The 20,636-nt window shown below is 64.2% G+C and carries 16 protein-coding genes; 9 read left to right on the forward strand and 7 right to left on the reverse strand.

Features of this window, described 5'->3' with window-relative positions; genetic code table 11:
• Window positions 1-150: 150 nt before the first annotated feature.
• The 5 genes from Pan44_RS25480 to Pan44_RS25500 all read right to left on the reverse strand — a co-directional run bounded on the left by Pan44_RS25480 (window position 151) and on the right by Pan44_RS25500 (window position 6,527).
• On the reverse strand, window positions 151-801 hold the full coding sequence (locus Pan44_RS25480; RefSeq protein WP_145034550.1) for an ABC transporter ATP-binding protein: 651 nt from the start codon (window positions 799-801) through the stop codon (window positions 151-153).
• Window positions 798-1,697, reverse strand: a complete 900-nt coding sequence (locus Pan44_RS25485) for an ABC transporter permease (protein WP_231754167.1) — start codon at window positions 1,695-1,697, stop codon at window positions 798-800. Before Pan44_RS25485 ends, Pan44_RS25480 begins: the two co-directional genes overlap by 4 nt.
• Window positions 1,698-1,858: 161 nt before the next feature.
• The gene (locus tag Pan44_RS25490) at window positions 1,859-2,440 is read right to left on the reverse strand and encodes a DUF6580 family putative transport protein (RefSeq protein ID WP_145034552.1); all 582 of its coding nucleotides are present in this window, start codon (window positions 2,438-2,440) and stop codon (window positions 1,859-1,861) included.
• Between the two features lie 134 nt (window positions 2,441-2,574).
• Window positions 2,575-5,040 (reverse strand): PPC domain-containing protein, encoded by a 2,466-nt coding sequence (locus Pan44_RS25495; protein ID WP_145034553.1) that lies wholly within the window; start codon window positions 5,038-5,040, stop codon window positions 2,575-2,577.
• A 182-nt stretch (window positions 5,041-5,222) separates the two neighbouring features.
• Window positions 5,223-6,527: a coproporphyrinogen-III oxidase family protein gene (locus tag Pan44_RS25500; RefSeq protein ID WP_145034554.1), complete on the reverse strand. Its 1,305-nt coding sequence runs from the start codon at window positions 6,525-6,527 to the stop codon at window positions 5,223-5,225.
• Between the two features lie 262 nt (window positions 6,528-6,789).
• On the opposite strand from Pan44_RS25500, the gene Pan44_RS28150 reads away from it, so the two are divergent.
• The 3 genes from Pan44_RS28150 to Pan44_RS25515 all read left to right on the forward strand — a co-directional run bounded on the left by Pan44_RS28150 (window position 6,790) and on the right by Pan44_RS25515 (window position 9,987).
• Window positions 6,790-7,788, forward strand: a complete 999-nt coding sequence (locus Pan44_RS28150; RefSeq protein ID WP_145034555.1) for a vWA domain-containing protein — start codon at window positions 6,790-6,792, stop codon at window positions 7,786-7,788.
• Window positions 7,789-8,035: 247 nt separating this feature from the next.
• Window positions 8,036-9,202, forward strand: a complete 1,167-nt coding sequence (nuoH, locus tag Pan44_RS25510; RefSeq protein ID WP_231754169.1) for an NADH-quinone oxidoreductase subunit NuoH — start codon at window positions 8,036-8,038, stop codon at window positions 9,200-9,202.
• Window positions 9,203-9,231: 29 nt separating this feature from the next.
• On the forward strand, window positions 9,232-9,987 hold the full coding sequence (locus Pan44_RS25515; RefSeq protein WP_145034556.1) for a DUF695 domain-containing protein: 756 nt from the start codon (window positions 9,232-9,234) through the stop codon (window positions 9,985-9,987).
• Window positions 9,988-10,155: 168 nt separating this feature from the next.
• Here the strand turns inward: Pan44_RS25515 and Pan44_RS25520 are convergent, their stop codons facing one another.
• The gene (locus tag Pan44_RS25520; RefSeq protein WP_145034557.1) at window positions 10,156-11,043 is read right to left on the reverse strand and encodes a sigma-70 family RNA polymerase sigma factor; all 888 of its coding nucleotides are present in this window, start codon (window positions 11,041-11,043) and stop codon (window positions 10,156-10,158) included.
• Between the two features lie 734 nt (window positions 11,044-11,777).
• On the opposite strand from Pan44_RS25520, the gene Pan44_RS25525 reads away from it, so the two are divergent.
• The 6 genes from Pan44_RS25525 (at window position 11,778) to Pan44_RS25550 (ending at window position 19,274) form a co-directional block, all read left to right on the forward strand.
• Entirely contained in the window at window positions 11,778-14,813 is a 3,036-nt protein-coding gene (locus Pan44_RS25525; RefSeq protein WP_145034558.1) for a PSD1 and planctomycete cytochrome C domain-containing protein, read from the forward strand.
• Window positions 14,810-16,303 carry a DUF1501 domain-containing protein gene (locus Pan44_RS25530; protein WP_145034559.1) on the forward strand — a complete coding sequence of 498 codons (1,494 nt, stop codon included), beginning with the start codon at window positions 14,810-14,812 and terminating at the stop codon, window positions 16,301-16,303. Before Pan44_RS25525 ends, Pan44_RS25530 begins: the two co-directional genes overlap by 4 nt.
• A 38-nt stretch (window positions 16,304-16,341) precedes the next feature.
• Entirely contained in the window at window positions 16,342-17,229 is an 888-nt protein-coding gene (locus tag Pan44_RS25535) for an alpha/beta hydrolase (protein WP_197453655.1), read from the forward strand.
• 167 nt (window positions 17,230-17,396) lie between these two features.
• A complete protein-coding gene (locus Pan44_RS25540) occupies window positions 17,397-18,437 on the forward strand; it encodes a DUF1559 domain-containing protein (protein WP_145034560.1) in 1,041 nt (346 codons plus the stop codon).
• A gap of 59 nt (window positions 18,438-18,496) precedes the next feature.
• Window positions 18,497-18,691 carry a hypothetical protein gene (locus Pan44_RS25545; RefSeq protein WP_145034561.1) on the forward strand — a complete coding sequence of 65 codons (195 nt, stop codon included), beginning with the start codon at window positions 18,497-18,499 and terminating at the stop codon, window positions 18,689-18,691.
• 175 nt (window positions 18,692-18,866) lie between these two features.
• Window positions 18,867-19,274 carry a hypothetical protein gene (locus Pan44_RS25550; protein WP_145034562.1) on the forward strand — a complete coding sequence of 136 codons (408 nt, stop codon included), beginning with the start codon at window positions 18,867-18,869 and terminating at the stop codon, window positions 19,272-19,274.
• A gap of 32 nt (window positions 19,275-19,306) precedes the next feature.
• Here the strand turns inward: Pan44_RS25550 and Pan44_RS25555 are convergent, their stop codons facing one another.
• Window positions 19,307-20,140 (reverse strand): hypothetical protein, encoded by an 834-nt coding sequence (locus Pan44_RS25555; protein ID WP_145034563.1) that lies wholly within the window; start codon window positions 20,138-20,140, stop codon window positions 19,307-19,309.
• Window positions 20,141-20,636: the final 496 nt, after the last annotated feature.

Below are 20,636 nucleotides of genomic sequence, written 5' to 3' on the forward strand. Positions count from 1 at the left end.
GGCACGTCTGAGCCACGGGCGTCAGCCCGTGGAACACGGTCATGCGATGACAAAGCCCCGCAAGGGGCGACACTGCGCAATCCCTCCAGGACCCGCGCGGAATCATGCCTGGAGTCCGAGTTCAGACGCCTCCAGATGGGCGTACGCCCGTCAGCCCCCATTGCCCGCTTCACTCACCCGCCCGTCCTCCAGCACCAGCACCCGGTCCGCCAGTGCCTCCGCGTCCTGTCGGTTGTGCGTCACATGCAGAATCGTGACGCCCGTCTTCTGCTGCACCTGTTTCAGCAGGCCCCGGATCTCCAGACGCGTCGCGTCATCCAGCGCGCTCAGCGGCTCATCCAGCAGCAGCACCGGAGGCTCCGCTGCCAACGCCCGCCCCAGAGCCACCCGCTGCGACTCGCCGCCGCTCAATCCCTGGATGAACCGTGGCAGAAGTCCCCGCACGCCGAGCAGGTCGGCAATCTCGTTCACCCTGGCCTCGATCGCCTCGCGCGGCTTCTTCTGGATCGTCAGCGCAAAAGCGAAGTGCTCGTGCACACGCAGTGTCGGGAATAGTGCGAGATCCTGCGGAACGTAGCCGATGCGTCGATCGGCCGGGTCCCACTTCGTCACGTCGACATTGCCAAGAAGGATCTGCCCCGATGTCACCGGGCGCAGTCCGCAGATCGCTTCGAGGATCGTCGTCTTTCCCCGGCCGGTCCGCCCCATCAGGACGACATGCTCGCCCCGCTGAAGCTGGAACGACAGATCACTCACCCGGAATTCCCCGGCCGCGATGGACACGTTCTTCAGCTCGATCATCGGCCGAGCTCTCCACCCACGAGCCTGAGCACTCCCAGCACGAGAAACGCCATCGCCACCATGAGCAGCGACACCGCCACCGACGCCTCGAGGTTTCCCACGCTGAGTTCCAGAAAGACGGTGGTCGAAAGAACTTCGGTCCGCATCCGCGTTGCGCCGGCGAACACGAGAATCGGCCCGAACTCGCCGAGCGAACGGGCCCACGCGACGGTGAATGCCGACAGCATTCCCCGCGATGCCTGCGGGAGCGTGATTCGCGTGAACGCCTGCCCGCGCGAGCAGCCGAGCGTCCGGGCCACCTGCTCGGCCCGCGGATTGATCTGGTCGAACGTCACTCGCATCGTGCGGATCGCAAACGCGCAGGCGACGGAGAACTGCGCGAGGATGACCGCCGGGACGCCGTATGTGATCCGGATCTGGGCCGTCCGCAGGGCATCGGGAGCCCACGAGGGAAGCCGGTCCTGCACCCATCGGCCCCCCTCCTGGATCAGGTCTTCCAGGCGGTGCCCGCCGATCGGCAGGTGGAACAGGATCAACAGGCTCAGCCCGAGAACCAGCGGCGGCAGCACGATCGGAACGTCCACCAGCGTGTCCACGATCCACTTGCCGCGAAACCGGAAGCGCGACAGCAGGTAACCCAGGGCCGTTCCGATCCACAGCGAGAAGACGGCCGCGATCGTGCAGGAGACCAGCGTCAGCTTGAGCGCGTAACGGATCTCCGGCTTGTTCAGGACTTCGATGAAGTGGTCCGGCGCGGTGTAGGCCGCGTTCGCGACCAGCAGCAGCACCATCAGCAGCACGTAACAGCCGCCGATCGTTCCCAGAACGGCGAAGAACGCGACGTCGCGCCGCCGGCGGGAGAACTGCGGAAGTGATTGGGGCGGGAGCGAAGCCACGGTCGCGCAGGAAGGGGGGCGAAAACAGGGAGCCGTCATGGCGCCATGCATGCGGCCCAGCGTGACGCAACCGCACGGTGACGGTCAATCGATCCGGGCAGTGAATCACGGACCCGTGTCGACTTCACCCCGGAGCCAGCTTGCCCCGAAAGCCGCAGCCGCTACTTCAACACCGGCTGGGTCGCCATCTTCGGCGCGAACGTGCTGAACAGAACCGCGGTGAAGAACACCGCGCTTCCCACCGTCGCCGGGAAGAATGGCAACGCCATGCGGTAACAATCGACCAGGCCAAGCAGCGTTCGCGGATAGGCGACAAAGTAGACGGCGAGGTTCGACAGCAGGAAGAACGCGATCGAGGCGGCGAACGAACGGCCCAGCGCCGGTCCGAGCGGAGCGTCCGACTTCTGCAGGCCCAGTCCGAAAACCGGGAACATCGCCAGGCAGGCGTAGTTGAACCACACTTCCGGCTCAGTCGCCCAGCTCGGCTTGCCGGAGATCCACGCCAGGGCGAGGTTCATCACCGCATAGGCCGCCACCGGCAGCACGATGGCCGTGAAGCGGTTGGCGAGGTACGCCCCGCCAAACAGGCTCACCGCGTAAAACGGCGAGAAGTTCCAAGGATAGCCCGTGAAGGCGCTCTTCACGTCCAGACTACCCAGCCGCTCAATGGCATAGGGCAGAATCCAGAGAGCCAAGGTGGCAATCCAGAGGGCGGTGAACAACTTCCACTTCGGCGCGTGCATCGATCAGTATCCCTGCGTTGAGAACGCAGAATGTAGTGGGCCGGGCAGGGGACGAAAACCCTGCCTTGCACACACGCCACCGGGAATCCCGGCGGCGCTGCCGGCTCCCCGCGTCCGCGGCACGGTCCGTCGACCTATTCCTTCGTCGCGCCGCCTGATTTGGCCGCCTCGTCACGCGCCTTTTGTTCCAGACGCAGTTGCTCCAGCCGTGAGATCGGCTTCGGAGGAGCCGCCGCCGGGGCCGCAGGCTGCGCCGCGACAGCAGGCGCCTCTTTCGGCGGCGTGTCGACCCGCAGCCGGCCGCTGCCCAGCGAATGCGCGATCTGTTCGCCGTTCAGTGGAACCTGCACCTGGCAGAGAACCCCTTTCGTCGTCCCGGCCGGAGTGTCCGCCGCCGTCTTCACGGTGAACACCAGTTCCGCCTGGTCTTTCGTCAGCTTCAGCGGAGCCGCCTCCGCCTTGGCCGGCAGCCCGACGAGTTTCACCTCGGCCTCGCCATCCCAGTCGCGACGCTTCTCCACTTTCACCAGCAGCGGCGTTTCCTTCCCCTGAACGACGGCCGCCTGCTCGAATTCGAATTTGATGAACGGAGCTTCCACGGTCAGCGGAATGAACTCCGAGCACGTTTCGATCGTGCGGCCGTTGATATCAGCGAATGCCCGGACGGCGATCGGCGACATCCGCACCGCCGCGTTCGTCGCGGCGTTCAGCGTGATCGTCGTTTCGTTCTGGTCCTTGGGGATCTGGGCCGCCGTGTTCGAACTGCATCCCGGCGGGTTCTGCAGCAGGAGGACGTTGATCGCCTCCTTGTACTCCGGGGCCCGTTCGACGACGACCTTCAGCGAGCAGCCCCCTCCCTGGACGATCGGCCCCTTGGGCCCCTCCAGGCGAACCTTGAACGGCGCGGCGTTCGTGACGACGACCGGCATCCGTTCCTGACGCTCCGTCCACATCCGTTCCGCGTTCCGCCCGCGTACCAGCATCGGCTCCTGCGACAGCGCCGCCCGCGCCAGCGTTTCAGGCTTCGCCGGGTCGCCGCATTCCACATTCAACGTCGACCACGCGCCCGAAAGCGGCGCATCGGCCGCCGCCCGCAGCACGAACGGCATCGTCCCGTCGCTGGCCCACTCCGCAGGATGATCCAGCGTCACCCCCTTCGGAAGATTCTCGGCGATCATCCGGACAGCCCCGCCGACGTCCTGGCGGGCGACCGTCATCTGGTAGCCATGCGCCCCCCCCTGCGGGATTGCGAAGTTCGGAAGCACGTAGCGGCGGATCTCGGCGGTCGTCGCCGACACCCGCGGCGTCACCGCGGTCGCTTCGATGCGGTAGGTGTATCCAGGCCCGCCATTTCGCAGCTGGTCGCGGATCTCGGCGATGTATTCGCCGTCCGCCGGCGCCGTGAACCGCACATAGCTGTCAGGATTCCGGTTGTCGTCGTTCGAGGCGAGTCCGCCTCCGTCCGCCTTGCGGATTGTCAGGACGGCGTCGATCGCCGTTCGCAGCCGGCGGCCGTAAACGTTGATGTCGAAAACCTGCCCCTTCTTGGCCGTGAACTTGTAGCAGTCGATATCCCCCGGCTTGTCGAGCTTGCCGTTCCACGCGCCCGGGGCGGGGGCCGCGATCGCTTCCTTCACCGTCTCGTTCGGTTCCTGCTCGAGGACGTTCTCGAGCGGGCTCGAGCGGAACGGGAACGACGAAGGGGCCACCCCCGTGTCGCCCGCCGCTTCGACGTAAACCAGCCCTTCATCGCCCGGTTGAGGAACGACGAAAGGCTTCGTGAACTCCCCGAGCGGATCGCCGAGGAACTGCACGTTGACCGTTTCACCCGGCTTCCCGCCGAGCGGAGAGATCGCCGCGGGCAGCGGGAACTTCCCGACATGCATCAGGTAGTAGGCGTTCCCGTCGCCGTTGTAGGAAACGTCGCGAAGCTCGATCGTGAATCGGCCATCGGCCGGCGCGACAAACGAAATCGAAGGATCGTTCCACCCCAAAGGCGTGTCGTCGCTCGTGGCGATCTCGAATTTTTTCTCGTCGAGGATCGCCAGGTAGGGATCGAAGAAGTTGCCGCTGCTGCTGACTCCCAGCCGCAGGCCGACCACTTCGATGTTCACCCGGTCCCCCTGCTTGGCGTCGAACGAGAAATAATCGACATCCTCGTTGGCGATCTGGCCGTGAATCGTGCGGTCGAGCTCGATCTGCTGGCTCTTCGTGAATTCGGTGTTCGGCTCGTTCTCTTCAACGATCGGCAGCGCGCCGACGGACAGGTTGACGATGTCGCTTTGACCCGTCGCCGTGCGAACCCGCATCCGCTGCGAGCCAAGCGGACAGTCGGCCGCGATCTTCACGACGACGTCGAGTTCCTTCCCTTTCCGCTTGTCGTCCGTCGGAACGGTCAGCGAAACGACCTCCATCCCCTTGTCGTAAAGCATCAGTTCCAGCGCGTCATCGAGCTGCTGCCCCTTGATGACGAACTTGGCTTCCGTGCCGCGCTGCACCCCGTGAGGCAGGCAGTGCTGCGCCTGCGGATCGGCGAAGGCCGCGGAGCCGAAGGCGAGAGAAAAAGCTCCGAGACACGAGGCGACAAACCGGTGGTTCATGAGACCAGGCCCGTGATGGTGTGTTGTGCCGGGGGAGGCGGGAGGAATGGTCGGCCGGAGGTTGGGAACTTCGGCCGAGGCAGGCAGCGACGCGGTGGAGGGATTGTGGCAGGCTTCAGGGGAACAACGCCCCCCTCACTCGCCAGCAGCCGTATGGTGTGCTGGCGAGGCACCGATTTCAACTACGTATACCGCACCGAACGGTGGGCCGGTTCGAAGTATTCCGTCAATAAACTGTCGACTTGCAGCAATCCCTTCCGCGTCAGCTCGATGTGGCCGTTCGACCGCTTCAGATAACCCGCTTTTTCCTGATTCGCGATCGGCTCGGCAAATTCCTGCAGCGGATCGATCCCGAACTTGCTCCGGAAGGGAGCCGAATCGACCACCCCTTCCTTCATCTGCAGGATCCACTCCCGGATCAGCCGCTGGTGCTTCGAGGGAGACATCGCCCGGTGGATCGGCAGCCGGCCCGCCTGAACCTCCGTCATGTACTGCTCGATGTGGTCCAGGTTCTGGTAGTGGACCCCCTGGAAGTGTCCGAACGATGACACGCCGACCGCCAGGATGTCGCTCCCGCGGAACAGGTTGTCCCGGTACACGAATCGGTCCTTCACCGGGTCGCGAACCAGTTCGTTCCCGCTCGACAGGTGGTACCCCGCCGAAACGAATCGGTCGATCGCTTCGCTCGCCCACCGCCGCTTCGTCGGCCAGTCGGCCACCGGCGATTCGATGCCGTGCTCCTTCATCTCCTTCGAGATGACCGTGTTGAACGGCAGTTCCATCTGGTACACGGTGAGGTTGTCCGGCTCCATCGACAGCGCCCGCTCGACGCACGCCGTCCAGTTCTCATCTGTTTCACCGATCATCCCGGCGATGAGGTCGATGTTGATCTGCGGAAAGCCGACCTGCTTCAGCCAGTCGTAGGCCCGCTGGATCTCGGGCGAGAGATGCGCCCGGCCGTTCTCCTCGAGGATCTTGTCGTTGAAGTTCTCAACACCCAGCGAGACCCGTGTGACACCGATCTCCTTCAGGGTCTGCACCTTCTCCAGGCTCAGCGTGCCCGGCTCGCATTCGAAGGTCACTTCCTTCGCATTGTCCCAGGAGACCGAGTGGCTCAGTCGCTCGCGCAGAGTCTTGAGCTGCCGGGCGCTCAGGTAAGACGGCGTTCCCCCTCCGAAGTAAACGAACTGGAGTTCGCGGCTCGCGACTCCCGCATTGTCCTTGAGGATCGTGACTTCGCGATCCAGGGCGTCGACATAGTTCTTGACCATGTCGGCGTTCTGCTGCGTATAGACGCGGAAGTAGCAGAACTTGCACCGCTTCCGGCAGAACGGAATGTGCAGATACATCCCGAGCGGAACCGAGCGATTGGGCTCCCGGTCGAGGGCGGAATAAATGTCCGGCGTCAACTCCGTCCGCCATTGCGAGAACGGCGGATAGTTGGAAACGAAGTAACTGCCGATCTCGGTCTTCGCATCAGTCGACATGGATGCATTTTAGCGCCGTCACTACGGCGATGACCACCCTTCCCACCCCGGATTGGCCCCGCGGCAGGCGGCCGCGATCGGTTTTGCAGGCGCACCCGCCTGCCCCCTGCGCCACGCGCGTCAACCCCCGGAAACGGGGCAGAATCTGCCGCTTCCTCTGAAGATTGCGATTGAAAGGACCTGATGACGCCGATGACACTGAAGTCGGCCCGGTGACCTCCCTCGCAGACCCGGTCGCCTGCGGATTCCGCGAACCCCGAACGTGCGCACGAAACTCCCTGCCGCCGAACACGATGCGCCCGCCGCCTCCAGCGGAATCGCGGCGTCGATCGGCGTGTCGATGGTGCTCCATCTCGCGCTCCTCGGAACCTTCGCGGCCGTGGGAGGCTTCGATGCGACCCCGGTCACCGAAGACGTCCCTGAAGCGACCTGGCAGGAAGTTGATTTCCTCCCCCCGATGAGCCTCGTCTCGGAGCCGCTGATGGCAGCCGCTGGTACGACGCTCGAGGGGCTGGATGACCCGCAGGCACCGCTTCTCGACCTTCCCGCCGTGGCCCCCATCGGCCCCGGCGGGGGAATCGGACTCGGCCTCCCGGGGCGTTCCAGCGAGACCTCCGACCAGAAAGCGGCGATCGGACGCGGAATCAACGGCAAGGGAACCGGCGCCGGCGAAGGGGAGGGGAACGGCGGCGGGAGTCGCGGGTTCTTCGGACGCGGATTCACCGGCGAGAAGGTCGTCTACGTCGTCGATTCGTCCCAGAGCATGAATCGCCCCCATCCCGGACCCGGAAAAACGCGTCTCGGACGCGTCAAGCTGGAACTCATCAATTCAATTCGAGCCCTCGCGCCAACGCAGAAGTTCTTCATCGTCTTTTTCAATGACGGCCCCATCCCGATGCCGGCCGACCGGATGATGGAAGCCAACGACGGCGCCAAGCTCCAGTACCTGCGGTGGATGGTCAGCGTCCCCTCGGACGGACATACCGACCCGGCCATGGCCCTGCTGATGGCCCTCAAGCTCAACCCCGACACGATCTATTTCCTCACCGACGGCGATTTCCGCCCCACCATCGTCCGGGAGGTCGCCGTTTCGAACCGGCGCGGCGTGAAGATCCACACCATCGGGTTCACGCAGGACCGCGGCGAGAAACTGCTGCAGACGATCGCGAAGCAGAACGGCGGCACCTACACGTTTGTGCCGCCCGACGAAGTCCCCGAAGTCGTCGCCGACGCATCCCCCGCTGACTCTCAGAAACCGTAGCGTGGTCGGCTGGAGGGTGGCCTGCGTCGAAGGTGGCACTGGCTCCGCCAGTGCGATCAAACCCGTGATCTCCCCGTCAGAGACGCCGGAAAAGCCACCAACGCTCCCCGGCGTCTCAGGTTTCACGCCTCCGCCGCGTCCATTTCTCGACGCGCTCTCTCCTTTCCTCTAGATTTCCCCTTTCGACGATCGCGGCGATCTGCCGCCGGCGCGGTTTTTGCGCGCCTGTTTTCCGGAGAGTGGTTTCGTGTTTGACCTGCTGACGTCTCAGATTCCGACGCTTCTGACCATCGCTGTCGCCCTCGGCGGCATCCTGACCGTCGACGCGTACCTGATTTACATCGAGCGGAAGCTCTCGGCGTTCATGCAGGACCGCGTCGGACCGAACCGCGTCGGACCCTGGGGCCTTTTGCAGCCTCTCGCTGACGGAGCCAAGTTCATCCTCAAGGAAGACGTCATCCCGTCGCATGTCGACAAGGTGCTCTTCATCCTTGCCCCCTGCATGGCCGTCTTCACGGCAATGCTTGCCTTCGCCGTCGTCCCCTTCGGCCCCGTGGACGCCATCCCCGAGGTCCTCAGGCCCTGGCTGCGGTTCGTCATCGCCCCGAACCTCGATATCGGCCTCGTCTTCCTGTTCGCCATCGGAAGCCTCGGCGTCTACGGCGTCATCCTCGGAGGCTGGGCGTCGAACAACAAATACAGCGCCCTCGGCTCGCTCCGCGCCAGCGCGCAGGTCGTCAGCTACGAAATTCCCCTCGGCATGTCGGTGCTCGGCATCGCGCTCGCCAACGGCACCATGAACATCGAATCCCTCCAGAACGTGCAGACCGCCGGCCTGCTGCACTGGAACATCTGGACCCAGCCCCTCGCCGCCCTCATCTTCTTCACGGCGTCGCTCGCCGAGGCCAACCGCCTCCCGTTCGACCTCTCCGAGTGCGAACAGGAACTCGTCGGCGGCTTCCACACGGAATACAGCGCGATGAAGTTCGCCCTGTTCTTCCTCGGTGAATACACCCACGTCGTTACCATCAGCTTCCTCACCAGCATCCTGTTCTTCGGCGGCTGGCACTTCCCGTGGATCGCCGAAGCCGGCAGCAGCTACACCGGCGCCTGGCTCGTGAAACTCGGTGTGCTCCACACCAAGGTGCTCTGCGTGATCCTCTTCATCATGCTGATCCGCTGGACGATCCCGCGGTTCCGCTTCGACCAGCTCATGAATCTCGCCTGGAAAGTGCTCATCCCGCTGGCGCTCGGCAACGTCGTCGCCATCATGTGCATCAGGCAGTTCGGACTCAGCATGTGGTGGTCGACGATCGCCAACGTGCTGCTCTTCATCGTGGCCGGTGTCATCGGCACCCTCTCTTCCCAGAAGGCGATGCAGCGCGGGGCGCACGGACTGGCCACCGCGGCATAAGGTTCCACATTGACCCCCGCGGGGTGGCGATGAGCGACGAGTGGCAGACATACGGTTGCCAGATCGACGGCCAGATGGCCTTCGTCACGTACGATCACGGCGTCTCCACCGAACTCGACTCGCTGAGTTTTGAAAACCTCGCGGTTTTCAGCATCGAGATCGCCGATCCCGACTCCCGCGGCATGCCCGCCGGCGAGGAAGCCAACCGGCTCAATGCGCTCGAGGATTTCCTCGACGAACTCCTTCAGCCCGACCGGGCGCTGATCGTCGGCAGGATCACCTGCAACGGGGTCCGCACCCTCTATTCCTACACGCTGTTGGGGAGTGCGGAGTGCCACGAGATCGCCGGGGCGATCGAACTCCAGTCAGGGCGGGCCGTCACGCTGCGGCACTGTCCCGACCTCACCCGCGCGGGCTACTGGCAGGAACTGTTTCCCTCGGACGACGATCTGCAGGTCATCAAGGACATGCGGATGCACGAGATGCTGATGGAGCGGGGAGATCCACTGACTGAGCCCCGCCCCATCCGGCACTGGGCCTATTTCAAGACCGCCGACTCACGCCGCGCGTTCCTCGACGACGTCGCCCAACACCTCCGCGGCCTCAACGACGATGCCTACGAAACGGATGACGGGCAGTTTGCCGCGATGCTCGAGCACGTCGGCCTGCCCGACTGGCAATCGATGAATGCCTTCACGATGAAGCTGAACGGGCTCGCAACGAAAGCAGGCGGCGAATACGACGGCTGGGAGACGGAACTCAAGGGCCCGCAGGCGCATTCATGAAGCGACCTGAACCCGCTGCCTGTCGCTGTCCTGGAAGCGATCATCGCAATGAGGATCGCCGTTCGCCTGGCCCGGAGACGTCGGCCTGACGCCGCCGCCGACGACTCCTGCTCTCCCAACAAAAAAAGCCCACGGGTCTGATCCGTGGGCCTTTTTCATTGTCGACAATCATTCGTCGGCCATCCGCGGCTCCATCATTCCCTGCAGTCGTTCAATCGCTCGCTTCTGCAGTTGCCTCACCCGTTCCTTGCTCAGGCCGAGTCGTGTGGCGACGGCCCGCAACGGCTCCCCTTTGTCCCCGCCAAATCCGAAGCGGGCCTTCAGGATCGCGGCCTCACGCGGGTCGAGCGTGTTCATCAGTTCCACGACGCGCTTCGACAGGGCCGGGTCGAAATCGGGCTCCTCTGCGACCGGAGCCGCCTCGACCGATTCTGCCAGGATTTCGCCAGCCGTGATCGATTCCCGCGATGTCCGACGGGCCTTGCGATGCATCTGGCGATACAGATGCCGCTGAATGGCGTGCGTCGCATAGGTGCTGAACCGAAACCCCCGATCGATATCAAAGCGATCGATCGAATACAGCAGAATGAAGTTGCCTTCACTCTGAAAGTCCTCGAAATCCTCGTTCCGCGAGAGCTTGCGGGCAATCTTGGCGACCAGCCGCAGGTTCGCCTGCGCGATCATGGAGCGGCACGTTTCCGCTTCCTGCTGCAGCCGTTCAATCTCGTCGACGGCCTTCTTCTTGGGATTCGTCCGCGACAGTCGGCTCCGGAGCCGGCTCGCCTTGTAGCGAAGGAAATTCATCCGCCGGAACAGCGATTGTTCGCCGACCGCGGTCAGCAGATCCCCGATGGCGTCATCCTGTGCCGCCAGCGGGCTTCCCGAGTCGTAGCGATACATCTCCTCTCTCGGGCGCAACTCGACGTCGTCGTCCGAAAGGCTGGCAAATGTTCGGCTGAAGATGAACGTGATTTCCTGATCGAGAATCCGTTCGGCGCGGAGTCGCAGCCGTCGCGAAGCCGCCGTGGTTAAGGTCTTCCCACCCTTGGCCGCCACCTGGGGTACCCCTTTCTGACAAAAAGCGAGCGCATCCTGTTCTCGGTCAGACCGCAAAGACGGAGTAATCGTAACTCTGCCCCCCTCCGCGACAACGGGGTTGCACACTCAAGGCTCGTGCAGATCGACCGATGTCTTGGCAATCAGAGGGCTTAGGTTTTGATTTCATCTTCGACAGGTTCTGCCTGACCGCCTGGACACGCCACGCGGCAGTTCGGTTCCAATGTTTCAGACGCCCGATTTCGCCGGGCGACCGGAATTCATTGAGGCAGCAGGGCTGACCACCGCACGAGACGCATCGCGGAATCTGCACGCCGCCAACCGTAAATACGGGCGCCGAGGCATCGTCTTACACGATTCTTTCCGTCGCCTGCGTTTTTTTCTGAAGCCCTCTCCGGGACAGCCTTTCGGCAGAGAAGCAGCTCCGCCTCTCGCACCCTTCGCGCAACCCCTCACGGATGGATGGAGGAGCCATGCACGCCAACACTTGCGACCCGTCACTCAACCACTTCCGGTCGACCGGTGCGCGCCAACGATCGAGCCTGGGGCGTTCCACCCGCCCTGACCCATCGGAGAGGGGGGAGGAGGGGCGAGAAGGACGGGACCACCCACACCAGCGCCCTCCTCGGTCGCCCCCTCGCAGTCCCCCGCCGGGCGTCGAGTGTCGCAGGGGCAGGCAAGACAGGTACACTGCGTCGGTTCGCTGGTTGTCGGCTTTGACCTCGTGAGGGGCCATGCGTTTCGGTGCGCTGCTCTTGGTTCACGTCATCCTCGTCGGTGAGGCTCCGGCATCGGAAACGAAGGTCGATTTCCGGCGCGACGTCCGCCCGATCCTGGCGGAACATTGCCTCAAGTGTCATGGCTTCGACGACTCGTCGCGCCAGGGCGGGCTCCGGCTCGATACCGCGACCGGAGTCGCCAAAGGAGGCGAATCGGGTCCCGTCCTCAAAGTCGGCGAGCCCGAAGCGAGCGAACTGATCCGCCGGCTCCTGACGTCCGACCCGGAGGAACGCATGCCTCCAGCCGAGACCGGAAAGCACCTGAAGCCGGAGCAGATCGAAACACTGAAACGCTGGATCAGCGAAGGAGCGGTCTACGCGGAGCACTGGTCATTCATCAAACCGGTCAGGGCCCCGGCCCCGCAGGTGAAACGGCCCGACCTGGTGAAGACGGAACTCGATGCGTTCCTCCTCGCGGAACTGGAGCGTGAAGGGCTGACTTTCTCTCCCGAGGCCGACCGCCACACGCTGGCCCGGCGATTGGCGCTCGACCTCATTGGTCTCCCGGCCGATGAAAAACTCGTCGCCGCATTCGTGGACGACCCCTCCGACGCCGCCTACGAGACGTACGTCGATGCGCTCCTCGCGTCGCCCCACTACGGCGAGCGCTGGACACGCCACTGGCTGGACCTGGCGCGATATGCCGACACCAAGGGCTACGAGAAGGACCTGGCGAGGCAGCTGTGGCCGTGGCGGGACTGGGTGATCGCGGCGTTCAACTCGGACATGCCCTACGACCAGTTCACGCGCGAGCAGCTCGCGGGGGACCTGCTGCCGGAGGCGACTCGCGAGCAGCGGGTGGCGACGGCGTTTCACCGCAACACGATGGTGAACGATGAAGGGGGGACCGATAACGAGGAGTTCCGCATCGCGGCCGTGAAGGATCGCGTCGACACGACGATGCAGGCGTGGATGGGGCTGACGATGGGGTGTGCGAAGTGCCATTCGCACAAATACGACCCGCTTTCGATCACCGACTACTACAGCTTTTATGCGTTCTTCAACCAGACGGAAGACGCCGATGCGTTCGACGAGTCGCCCCGTCTGCCGCTTCCGACCGCGGACGAGCAGCAGCGGTCGGCCGAGCTGAAGGGACAGATTGCCGCAGCGGAAGAGGCGCTCAAGCGGCCGACGCCGGAACTCGAGGGGGCGCTGCCGGGCTGGGAAGCGGAGATGAAGGTCGCGCTCGACTGGAAGGTGCTCAACCCTTCGAACTCGCTGGCTTCGAGCGGCGCGACGCTGGAGGCGAAGGACGATCATTCGCTGCTGGCGAAAGGGACGGCGCCGCTCACGGAAACGTACGTGGTGCGGTTCGCGAGCCCGAGCACGCGAATCGCAGCACTGCGGCTGGAGACGATTCCCGACCCGACGAATCCGCGGAAGGGAACCGGTCGCGCGGCCGACGGGAACTTCGTTCTGACTTCGATCCGACTGACGGCAAAGGGGCCGGACGGGAAGACGTTCGAGATCCCGTTCACCACCGCACTGGCCGACCACTCCCAAGGGGGCTTTGGCATCGAAACGGTGATCGGGAACAGCGACGCGAAGAAAGGGTGGGCGATTTCCCCGCAGGTGACCCAGCGGCACCTGGCGGTGTTTTCCGCGGCGTCGCCGGTCGAGATCCCGGCCGGTTCCGAGCTGACGCTGACGCTCCGGCATGACTACACGGATCCGAGCGGCGGATTCGCGCTGGGGCGATTTCGGGTGGCAATCCACGACCAGCCGGCGGCGAGCCTGCCGACGATCGTTCCCGATCACATCCTGGCCACGCTGCGGGTGGCGCCCGACGAACGAACGCCGAAACAGCGCGAGGCGCTGATGGCGTACTTCCTCTCGGTTTCGCCGATCACAAAGCCGCAGCGGGACGAGGTGGCCTCACTCAAAGAGAAGCTGGCGGCGATCAAGCCGGTCGAGATTCCCGTGCTGAAGGAACTCGCGGAGGGGAAGCGGCGGGTGACGAAGATCCACAACCGCGGCAACTTCCTCGACCAGGGGACCGAGGTTCAGCCGGCCACGCCGGTCGCGCTGCTGCCGTTTCCGGCGGATGCTCCGCGGAACCGTCTGGGAGTGGCCGAGTGGCTGACGAGCCGGGACAACCCGCTGACGGCGCGTGTCGCGGTGAACCGCGTGTGGGCGCACCTGTTCGGACGGGGCTTCGTGGAGACGGAAGAGGACTTCGGCGCGAGCGGCGTGTCGCCGCTGCATCCCGAAGTGCTGGACCTGCTGGCCGTCGAGTTCATGGAGAACGGCTGGTCGTTCAAGAAGCTGCTGAAATCGATCGTGATGAGCGCGGCGTACCGGCAGTCGTCAAAGGCTTCGCCGGAGCTGATCGCAGTCGATCGCGACAACAAGAAACTGGCGCGGGGCCCGAGGTTTCGACTGGAAGCGGAAATGATCCGCGACCAGGCGCTGGCGACGAGCGGACTGCTGGGACGGAAGGTGGGCGGTCCCTCCGTCATGCCGTGGCAGCCGGACGGGCTGTGGAAAAGCACGTACAACAACACGAAGTGGGTGACGAGCCCCGGCGAGGACCGCTGGCGGCGCGGCATCTATACGTTCATGAAGCGGACGACGCCTTATCCGCAGATGCTGACGTTCGACGGGCCGAGCCGGGAGACGTGCCTCGTGCGCCGGATCCGGACGAACACGCCGCTGCAGGCGCTGACGACGCTGAACGACCCGGTGTTCGTGGAATGTGCGCAGGCGCTCGCCCGGCAGATGGCGGCGAGCGGACCGGACATTGACGCGTGGGTGGGAACCGGATTTCGACGCGCCCTGCTGCGCGATCCGAGTCGTGACGAACTGGCGGCGCTCACGATGCTGTACCGCGACCAGCTGGAGACGATGCAGCGCGATCCGGCGGCCGCGAAGTCGCTGGCGACGGAGCCGCTCGGTCCGGCCCCGGAGGGAAGCGATCTGCCGAAGCTGGCGGCGCTGACGGCGGTTGCCAATGTGATCCTGAACCTGGACGAGTTCCTGACCAAGCCATGAACTTTCTTCACGAGCAGGCGAAGTCGATCACCCGCCGGCATTTCTTCGGCCGGACCGGGATGGGCCTGGGCGCGATTGCGCTGCACGAACTGCTGGCGCGCGAGTCGCAGGGGGCGGCTCCGGCCGACCGGCAGCCGCACTTCGCGCCGAAGGCAAAGGCGGTGATCTACCTGCACATGGCGGGGTCGCCTTCGCAGCTGGACCTGTTCGACTACAAGCCGATGCTGGTGAAGCACAACGGCCAGCCGTGCCCGAAGGAGTTTTACGAAGGGAAGCGGTTCGCCTTCATCAAGGGCGTTCCGAACATGCTGGGAACGCCGTTCAAATTCCAGCAGCACGGCGAGAGCGGCAACTGGCTGAGCGACCTGTGGACGCACCTTCCGAAGGTGATCGACCAGTTCACGGTCATCAAGACGATGACGACGGAGCAGTTCAACCATGCACCGGCGCAGCTGTTCCTGCACACGGGAACGATGCTGCTCGGCGGCGCGAGCATGGGATCGTGGGCGACGTATGGCCTGGGCTCGGAGAACCAGGACCTGCCGGGCTTTGTCGTTCTGACGAGCGGCGGAAAGACGCCGGACGCGGGGACGAGCCTGTGGGGAAGCGGGTTCCTGCCGAGCGTGTACCAGGGGGTGCAGTGCCGGACGCAGGGAGACCCGGTGCTGTACCTGTCGAACCCGGCGGGAATGACGCGCGAGTCGAGGCGGAAAACGCTGGACACCCTGAAGACGCTGAACGAACAGCAGCTTCGCGACATCGGCGATCCCGAGACGCTCACGCGGATCCAGCAGTACGAGCTGGCCTACCGGATGCAGATGAGCGTGCCGGACGCGATGGACCTGACGCGCGAGCCGAAGCACATCCTGGAGATGTACGGAGCACAGCCCGGCCACACACAGGATGAGCTGGACAAGGCGAGCGACGTGCGGACGGTGTACAAGGGGGATGACCCGACTCTGCCGAACAACTGCCTCCTGGCGCGGAGACTGGTCGAGCGCGGGGTGAGATTCGTCCAGATCTATGACTGGGGATGGGACCACCACGGCGCGAGCCCCGGCGAGAGCATCGACAAGACGCTACCGATCAAGGTGCAGCAGGTCGACCGGGCGCTGACGGCGCTGGTGACCGATCTCAAGCAACGGGGACTGCTCGATTCGACGCTGATCGTGTGGGGAGGAGAGTTCGGCCGGACGCCGATGGCGCAGAAGGAGCCGAAGGAGGGCTTCTTCGGGCGCGACCACCATCCTTATGCGTTCACGATGATGCTGGCGGGCGGCGGGATGAAGCCGGGCGTGGTGTACGGCGAGACGGATGAGCTCGGTTATTACCCGGTTGGAAATTCGGTCACGATTCGCGATCTGCAGGCGCTGATCCTCCGGCAACTGGGGCTCGATCCCCTGAAGCTGAGCTATCCGTTCCAGGGGCTGGAGCAGCGGTTGATCGGCGTCGAAGGAACAGGCAAGGTGCCGGAAGGATTGATGTCGTAGGAGACGCCTCGGACCGGACTACTGATGGGAGAAGTCTGATGGGACGTGCTCGAATCACCTGTGCTGGCGCTGTCGTCGCAGTCATGCTACTGGCGGTTGCCCGCGCTGACGCCGCCGAGATGAAGGTCACGAAAGACGTTCCGTACTCGACTGAGAAGATCGAACGGCACGTGCTCGACGTCTACGCGCCGGCCGATGCGAAGAACCTGCCCGTCGTGTTCTGGATCCATGGCGGCGGCTGGCAGGCGGGGGACAAGTCCAGCGTCCAACTGAAGCCGCAGGCTTTCGTCGATCGCGGATTCGTGTTCGTCTCGACGAACTACCGGCTGCTTCCCGACGTCGAGATGGAAACGATCTTCCACGACGTCGCGAAAGCCATCGCGTGGACGGTCGGCAACATCCAACAGCATGGAGGAAATTGCCGGAGGATCTTCGTGATGGGACATTCGGCCGGCGCCCAGCTCGCCGCGCTGATGTGCACCGACAATCGCTACCTCAAGGCGGAAGGCGTCCCCTTCGCCGTCCTGAAAGGCTGCGTCCCGGTCGACGGCGACACCTACGACGTCCCCGCAATCATCGAAACGGCGGAAACCCGTCGGCGGGTTCACGGCCTGCCGCAGGCGAAGATCGGGCACAGGGAAAAGTTCGGACACACTCCAGAGAAGCACCGCGACTACTCGGCCGTCACGCACGTTGCCAGGGGGAAGAACATCCCGCCGTTCCTGATCCTCTATGTGGCCGACCATCCGGACAACGCCGCGCAGGCCCAGCGGATGGGGAACGCTCTCAAGGAGGCAGGCGTGCCAGTCACTCTGTTCGGCGGGAAAGAGACGAATCACAACCGCCTGAACGACCATCTCGGCCAGCCGGACGACGCGGCATCGAAGGCGCTGTTCGACTTCGTAACCGAGTGTCTCAAGAAGTGACGCCGCCGGCATGCGCCGCCCGGAGCGGCGCGGTCGCTCAAAGCTCACGGGTTCTTCATCCGCTCTTCAAACTCGATTCGTAGCGTCTGCCTCAATCCATTGAAGCAACCTGCGGCGGCACTGTGGTCGCCCGGAAACGTGAATCGCAGTTTCGGAGAGTTTGTTGAATGAAGTCGCGGAAGTGTGGCGTCGGGCAGATCAAATGCGGAGACGGCAACCAGCGGGCGGGATTTACCCTCATTGAGCTTCTGGTGGTGATCGCCATCATCGCGATCCTGATTGCACTGTTGCTGCCGGCCGTGCAGCAGGCCCGCGAGGCCGCGCGGCGGACGCAGTGCACGAACAACCTCAAGCAGATCGCGCTCGCGATGCACAACTTCGCGGATGCCAGGGGACATCTGCCGCAGGGAGCCCGCGACCACAATTCCGGGGCGCCGTCGGATCCCCTCAATGACACCAGCCCGCAGTGCTGCAATTCGCTGACGGTCGCGGGCTGGTCGTGGTCTTATCACCTCCTGCCGTACATGGAACAGCCTTCCATCTTCAATCTGGCCGATCCCACCGCCACCAGCGCTTCGTCGACATACGGTGCTCAGAACCTGGCGGTCGCCCAATCCAAGGTGCCTGCTTACACGTGCCCGACCCGTCGTGCCCCCACCGCCTACGGCACCAACAAGATTTTCAAAGTCGACTATGCAGGCAACGCCGGCGAGCGCGAGTTCACGGGCAGCGCGGTCTACACCGACGCCACCGCCACGAGCGCTCCGAAAGGCAACCTCCGTGCACCGGCCAGCTCCGGCGAGAAAACGGGAGTGATCGTTCAGACCGACCGCAGCAAGGTCATCATCGAACGCATTACCGACGGCAGCTCGAACACGATCATGGTCGCTGAAAAGGCCATCGGCCTGACCGGACAGGGCTCGGACGGCGGGGAGAACGAGAACTGGAACAACGCCGGCTGGGACGAAGACGTGGTCCGTCATGGAGCCGGCCGCAACGGTAGCGGAACGACCTTTGGCATCCCGCCTCTCCCGGACATCAAGGCTCCCTCGAAGGACTGGTACAACAACTTCGGTGGCCCGCACTCCGGCGTCGTGATCTCTGCGATGGGGGACGGATCAGTCCGCGGCATCAATTACAACATCGACAGCAACGTCTTCCGCCGGCTGAGCCATCGGGCCGATGCGGAGCCGGTTGGCGAGTTCTGATCCGCCCGTCGCCGCCATCAATCCCCCCGTGACTCTCATTTGATGAAGGAAGTTGTTTGATGTTGCGTTTTGTGATGCTGGCCCTCCTGCTCGGGCTGCTGAGCCTCTCAGCCGCTGGCTGCGGCAACTCGGAAGCGGTGGTGGCCGGCGCCCCGACTGCAGATGAGCTGAAGATCGCAGAAGAAGAACAGAAGAAAGTTGAGGAGGCCGAGAGGGCCGAGGCCAGGAAATCGGCTCCTGCGAAGAGAAAATAACGGCTCCGCTTTGCGAGTCGCGAATCCCCCGATGAATGCCGTGCCGTGCCCCTGGGCCTGGTGCGGCATTTCTTTTTGCCAGGCCAGGCATCGTTGAAAACCAGGGGGCTTCTCATGCTGCACAGCCGGGCCAGAATGGAGGAAAGAACGAACACCACTTTCCAAGGCGCACGTCATGCCTGCACAGACTCCCAGGGCGCATAACGACCCGATCCGTACGGAAAACCATCTCATGGGCTTTCTGGATTCCCGCTCGGATTGCGAAGCTCTCGTCGCTTTGATGAAACAGCAGGGGATCGAAGTCCCGCTCATGCTGACGTTCGACGGCGCCGGCGGCGTGGCGGCGCTCGAAGAGATGCTCAAGGGCTCCTGGGGAGAGGCCGAACAGGCGTTTTACGAGAAAGCCCTGCCTGAACTCGAGAACGGGCACTCCGCAATTTGCCTCGAGGTGTCAGACTTTGACGAGGCTGCCAAAGTCGGAAAACTCGCCGGCCGGCTCGGAGGTCGGGGCTTCACGCACTTCGGAGTCCTTGTCGACACGGGGGTCGACACGGGAAACGCATCGACTGCATCGAAGAAATGATCGATGCAGTCGATGCGGGATCGGATTCATTGTCACGGCGAAGCAGTGCTCGCTTGGTCCCCGGGATCATCCAGGCGCACCAGCAACCACGTCTCCTGCTGGGTGGCGCCGAAGTGAACGAGAGCGGCTGCCTCGTTCTGGCTGAGATTTCCCAGCCCGGTTTCGACGACGACGTTCTCATTCTCACCGACGCGGAACGCGACTCGTTGCGTTTGCGGGTCGACCTGCCCTAGGACGCTCTGCGCCGCATCCGTCGATGAGTTATAGAGCGTGCCGGAGATGATCCCGGTCTTCGAAACCGCCAGCTGCAGCACCCGGCCCGGATCGACATCCTGCTCGCTGGAAGAAACGGCGAACGTTCCCAGCGGCATCCACTCCGCTTCGGCCGCTTCCTCCTCGGTGGCCGGCGCCGCGACGGTCGCCAGCTCCGCCGCGGACATCGCGTAAGACTCCGCGCTCGCGATCGGCTGGCCGCCGACATAAACCGTGTTGTTGTTGTAGGTCACGTTCCCGCCGGGGCCGTAGTCGTAGTAGACCGGCTGGGCCCAAACCGTCTGTGGCGCGTTATTCCACGTGAACCACGTCGACAGCGAGTTCCATTGCGGCGCCGACCACCAGTACGACGACGGGTACCGGCTGAACTGGTAGCCGTAGTGCCACCCGCCGAGGTTGTCGTAGTGGCTGTTCCACCAGTTGTTCGTGAAATAGTTGTTACCGTAGTGACCGTTGTACCAGGAGTTGCGAACACCATTGCCCCAGCTCGTCCAGTGATCACCGCCCGGACGGTTCCACCAGTTCGGGCGGGAGGGCCTGACGAACGCGTTGTTCCACTGGTTGTTGATCGTCGTGTGATTGATGTTGTTCACGTTCACCCACGACGGGCGATTGTGAATGTTGTTGTTGCTCCATCCCGGCCGGCCACCGGGCCGGTTGGCCCAGCCGGGGCGATTGTTGTCACCCGGCCGCCACGGACGGTTGTTGTCGCCTGGTCGCCAAGGACGGTTGCTGTCGCCCGGGCGCCAGGGGCGGTTGTTGTCACCCGGGCGCCAGGGGCGGTTGTTGTCACCGGGACGCCACTGTTCTCCCGATCCTCCCTGGCCTGGCCGGACGAGGTCTCCGGGGCGTCCGGGACGGTTGTCGCCGCCTGGCCTGCCGGGACGATTATCGCCACCTGGGAGTCCAGGTCGGTTATCGCCGCCAGGGCGCCCGGGGCGAAGATCGTTTCCGGGTCGACCGGGGCGGATGTCGGCGCCGGGGAATCCCGGACGATTTCCGCCGCCTGCAATTGGCCTGTCACCGCCTCCGGGGCGGACGCCAGGACGCGTCGCCGGGCGGTCGAGTCCCAGGAAATCTCCAGGGGAG

Origin of the sequence: Caulifigura coniformis, assembly GCF_007745175.1 — a bacterium.
In the GTDB taxonomy this organism is placed as follows: Bacteria; Planctomycetota; Planctomycetia; order Planctomycetales; family Planctomycetaceae; genus Caulifigura; species Caulifigura coniformis.